Annotated in this window: 4 protein-coding genes; all 4 read right to left on the reverse strand. The window is 71.8% G+C overall.

Annotated features, from left to right (window positions below):
- Positions 1–3: 3 nt before the first annotated feature.
- Complete coding sequence (gndA, locus tag ACN675_RS28175) at positions 4–1,464, reverse strand: NADP-dependent phosphogluconate dehydrogenase (protein ID WP_420753954.1); 1,461 nt, start codon at positions 1,462–1,464, stop codon at positions 4–6.
- 85 nt (positions 1,465–1,549) lie between these two features.
- Positions 1,550–2,503 (reverse strand): M56 family metallopeptidase, encoded by a 954-nt coding sequence (locus tag ACN675_RS28180; protein ID WP_420753955.1) that lies wholly within the window; start codon positions 2,501–2,503, stop codon positions 1,550–1,552.
- A gap of 13 nt (positions 2,504–2,516) precedes the next feature.
- Positions 2,517–2,927 (reverse strand): BlaI/MecI/CopY family transcriptional regulator, encoded by a 411-nt coding sequence (locus ACN675_RS28185; protein WP_420753956.1) that lies wholly within the window; start codon positions 2,925–2,927, stop codon positions 2,517–2,519.
- Between the two features lie 37 nt (positions 2,928–2,964).
- A complete protein-coding gene (locus ACN675_RS28190; RefSeq protein ID WP_420753957.1) occupies positions 2,965–3,882 on the reverse strand; it encodes an ABC transporter ATP-binding protein in 918 nt (305 codons plus the stop codon).
- Positions 3,883–3,977: the final 95 nt, after the last annotated feature.

Raw genomic sequence — 3,977 nt, forward strand, 5'->3', positions numbered from 1 at the left:
GGGTCAGGCGTCGACTTCGCTGCGGTCGCCGCTCCACAGGGTGTGGAACTTGCCGGGCCGGTCGGTGCGCTCGTAGGTGTGGGCGCCGAAGAAGTCGCGCTGGCCCTGGGTGAGGGCGGCGGGCAGGCGGTCGGCGCGCAGCCCGTCGTAATAGGACAGGGAGGAGGCGAACGCCGGGATCGGGATGCCGAGCTGGGTGGCGGTGACCACGACACGGCGCCAGCTGTCGATGCCCGCTTCGATGGCTTCCCGGAAGTAGGGGGCCAGGATCAGGCTGGGCAGGGCCGGGTCGGCGTCGTAGGCCTCCTTGATGCGGTTGAGGAACTGGGCGCGGATGATGCAGCCGCCGCGCCAGATGGTGGCCAGCGCCGCGCGGTCGACGTTCCAGCCGTATTCGGCGCTGCCAGCGGCGATCTGGTCGAAGCCCTGGGCGTAGGCGACGATCTTGGAGGCGTACAGGGCGGCGCGGATGTCCTCGGTGAACTGGGCGGCGTCGGCGGGGGCGGCGCCGAGGGTGCCGGAGGCCAGGCCGCGGGCGGCGGCCCGTTGGTCGCGGGAGCCGGACAGGGCGCGGGCGAAGACGGCCTCGGCGATGCCGGTGACCGGGACCCCGAGGTCGAGGGCGGCCTTGACGGTCCAGCGTCCGGTGCCCTTCTGTTCGGCGGCGTCGACGATGACGTCGACGAGGGGTTGGCCGGTGGCGGCGTCGGTCTGGCGGAGCACGTCGGCGGTGATCTCGATGAGGTACGACTCGAGGGTGCCGGTGTTCCAGTCGGCGAAGACGTCGGCGATCTGTCCGGCGTCGTAGCCGAGCGCGTCGCGCAGCAGATGGTAGGCCTCGCCGATGAGCTGCATGTCGGCGTATTCGATGCCGTTGTGCACCATCTTGACGAAGTGACCGGCGCCGTCGGGGCCGATGTGGGTGCAGCAGGGGGTGCCGTCGACCTGGGCGGCGATCTTCTCGAGCATCGGGCCGACGGCGGCATAGGATTCGGCGGGGCCGCCGGGCATGATGGACGGGCCGTTGAGGGCGCCTTCCTCGCCGCCGGAGATGCCGGCGCCGACGAAGTGCAGGCCGCGGGCGCGCAGTGCGGCTTCGCGGCGGATGGTGTCGGTGTAGAGGGCGTTGCCGCCGTCGATGATGATGTCGCCGGGTTCCATGGCGTCCGCGAGCTCGCCGATGACCGCGTCGGTGGCGTCGCCGGCCTTGACCATGATCAGGACGCGTCGGGGCTTCTCCAGCGCGGCGACGAACTCCTCGACGGTCTCGGTGCGCACGAAGTCGCCGTCGCCGCCGTGCTCGGCGAGCAGCGCGTCGGTCTTGGCGATGCTGCGGTTGTGCAGGGCGACGGTGTAACCGTTGCGGGCGAAGTTGCGGGCGATGTTCGATCCCATGACGGCCAGGCCGGTGACGCCGATCTGGGCGCGGGGCGTTGCGGGGGTTGCGGAGTCTTCGACGGTCATGGATACAGCTTCCCCTGTCACCTGCCGGTGTGGAGATCGGGGCCGCACGTTTCCGAATGTGACCTACGTCACTTTCGGTGGGGGGTCACCAGGAACGCAGCAGGCGTTCGACCTCGACGAGCCAGGGCACCGCGACCGCGAGGGTCGGGACCACGAGGATCGCGGCGGCGGCGATGTAGGCGACGGCGGCGGTGCGGGTGTCGCCGCCCGGTCCGGCGAGCCGCTGCACGCGCAGCAGCGTGGACGGTCCGCCGACGGCCATCGCGCCGTTGGGGGTGCGGGATTCGGCGCAGGTGACGAGGGCGCGGGCCAGCGGGACGGGCCCGGTGGCGCGCACGGCCGAGTCGTCGGCGAGCATCTCGATGAGCAGCTGCACCGAGCCGAGCGCCGAGCCGGAACGCACCCAGCGGGGGAACGCCTCGTAGACGGCGGTGAAGGCCTCGAGGACGAGGTCGTGCCGGGCCCGCAGGTGGGAGTGCTCGTGGCTGAGCACGGCGCGCAGTTCGGTGTCGTCGAGGTGATCGAGGGTGCCTTCGCTGAGCACCACCCGGTGCCGCAGCCCGGGCAGGCAGTAGGCGATGGGGTCGGCGCTGTCGAGGATGCGCACGTGCGGGAGCTGGCGGATCGCGGCGCCGCTTTCGCGCCGGTCGAGCAGGTCGACGAGGGTGCGGTGCCGGGAGCGGCGGCGGCGGGTGCGCACCGCCACCCGCAGCGTGGAGTACATCAGCCGGGCGCCGATCAGCACGGTCGCGGTGAACACGAGCACGTAGGTCAGCCACAGCGGCAGCCCGAGGACGTCGATCTCGCGGAGCGGTTCGGTGGTGGGCCGCCCGTCCTCGCCGGGGACGAGCAGCAGCGCCGCGATGGCGAGGCCGGAGCTGAACGCGGACAGGACCGCGGCGAGCGCGACCGCCTGCCACAGCACCAGGGCGGCGCGGGGCGTGCGGTACGGCCAGGTCGCTCGGCTCAGCAGCGCCGGGACGGGGCCGGCGAGGAACAGCGCGAGGATGCCGAAGACCAGCGCGGTGGTCGCGTTCATGGCATCCAGTGTGTCAGCTCGTGCGGCCGTCGCGCTCGGGGGTCGTGGACGTGTCGGCTTCCTTGGCTTCGAGGGCGGCCAGTGCTTCGCGCAGAGCTGCGGCTTCGTCGGCGCCGACGCGGCCGACGAAGTGGACGAGGGCGGCGGTGCGGCCGCGGCTGTCGGCCTGGTCGAGGGCGTCGACCATGAGTCCGGCGACGAGTTCTTCCCGGCCGTGCACCGGCAGGTAGCGGTGGGCACGGTCGTCGCGCTGCTGGATGACGAGATTCTTCTTCGCGAGCCGCTGCAGGACGGTCATGACCGTGGTGTACGCCAGGGACCGCCGACTGGACAGGGCCTCGTGGACCTGCCGCACCGTCTGGGGTTCGGTGGAAGCCCAGAGGTGATCCATCACTGCTCGCTCGAGTTCGCCGAGTGCTGCCATGCAACGATTCTACGGACTCTCTCCGACGCTGTGCGTACTACCCCTGGTCGTAGGGTCTTTGGTCCTGGTCGCCCGGCGTGTCGCGGCCCTCTTTCCGGTCCGCGCCGCCGACGGTGTCGTAGACGTGCCGCGCGCCGATCGGGACGATCAGGGGCCGCCCGGACACCGGGTCGTCGATGACGGCGGCGTCGAGGCCGAACACCTCGCGCAGCAACTCGACGGAGATCACCTCGGCGGGGGCGCCGGCGGCGACGATGCGCCCGGCCTTCATCACGACGAGGTGATCGCTGTAGCGCACCGCGAGGTTCAGGTCGTGCAGCACCATCACCACGGTGCGGCCCAGTTCGCTGTGCAGCCGGTCGACGAGGTCGAGCACCTCCACCGAGTGCGCGAGGTCGAGGTAGGTGGTGGGTTCGTCCAGCAGCAGGATGTCGGTGCCCTGCGCCAGCGCCATCGAGATCCAGGCGCGTTGCCGCTGCCCGCCGGACAGTTCGTCGACGGGCCGGTCGGCGAGGTCGGCGATGCCGGTCTGTTCCAGCGCGACCCCGACCTCCTGCTCGTCGTCGGAGGACCACTGCCGCAGCCAGGACTGGTGCGGGTGCCGGCCGCGGGAGACGAGGTCGGCGACGGTCAGTCCCTCGGGGGCGACGGGGGCCTGCGGCAGCATGCCGAGCACGCGGGCGACCTCGCGGGTGCGCATCGAGGTGATGACCTGGCCGTCGAGCAGCACGCTGCCGGCGCGGGGCCGCAGCAGCCGGCTCAGCGCCCGCAGCAGCGTCGACTTGCCGCAGCCGTTGGGTCCGATGACGGTGGTGACGACGCCGGTGGGCACGATCAGGTCGAGATCGTCGACGATGAGTCGGTCGCCGTAGCCGAGGGACAGGTGTTCGGCGACCAGGCGCGGCGCGTCGGTGGTGGCCGCCGCGTCGGTGTCGGTGGCGGCGAACGTCGAGATGTCGGTCACGCGGATACCTTCCGGTTGGAGCGCACGAGGAGGTAGAGGAGGAACGGGCCGCCGAGGGCGGAGGTGACCAGGCCGACGGGCAGGGC

This window comes from Rhodococcus sp. O3, from assembly GCF_048897285.1.
Lineage (GTDB): Bacteria > Actinomycetota > Actinomycetes > Mycobacteriales > Mycobacteriaceae > Rhodococcus.

Coding starts and splice junctions, on each gene's coding strand:
- gndA (WP_420753954.1), bottom strand. CDS start 1,464: ATGACCGTCGAAGACTCCGCAACCCCCGCAACGCCCCGCGCCCAGATC.
- ACN675_RS28185 (WP_420753956.1), bottom strand. CDS start 2,927: ATGGCAGCACTCGGCGAACTCGAGCGAGCAGTGATGGATCACCTCTGG.
- ACN675_RS28180 (WP_420753955.1), bottom strand. CDS start 2,503: ATGAACGCGACCACCGCGCTGGTCTTCGGCATCCTCGCGCTGTTCCTC.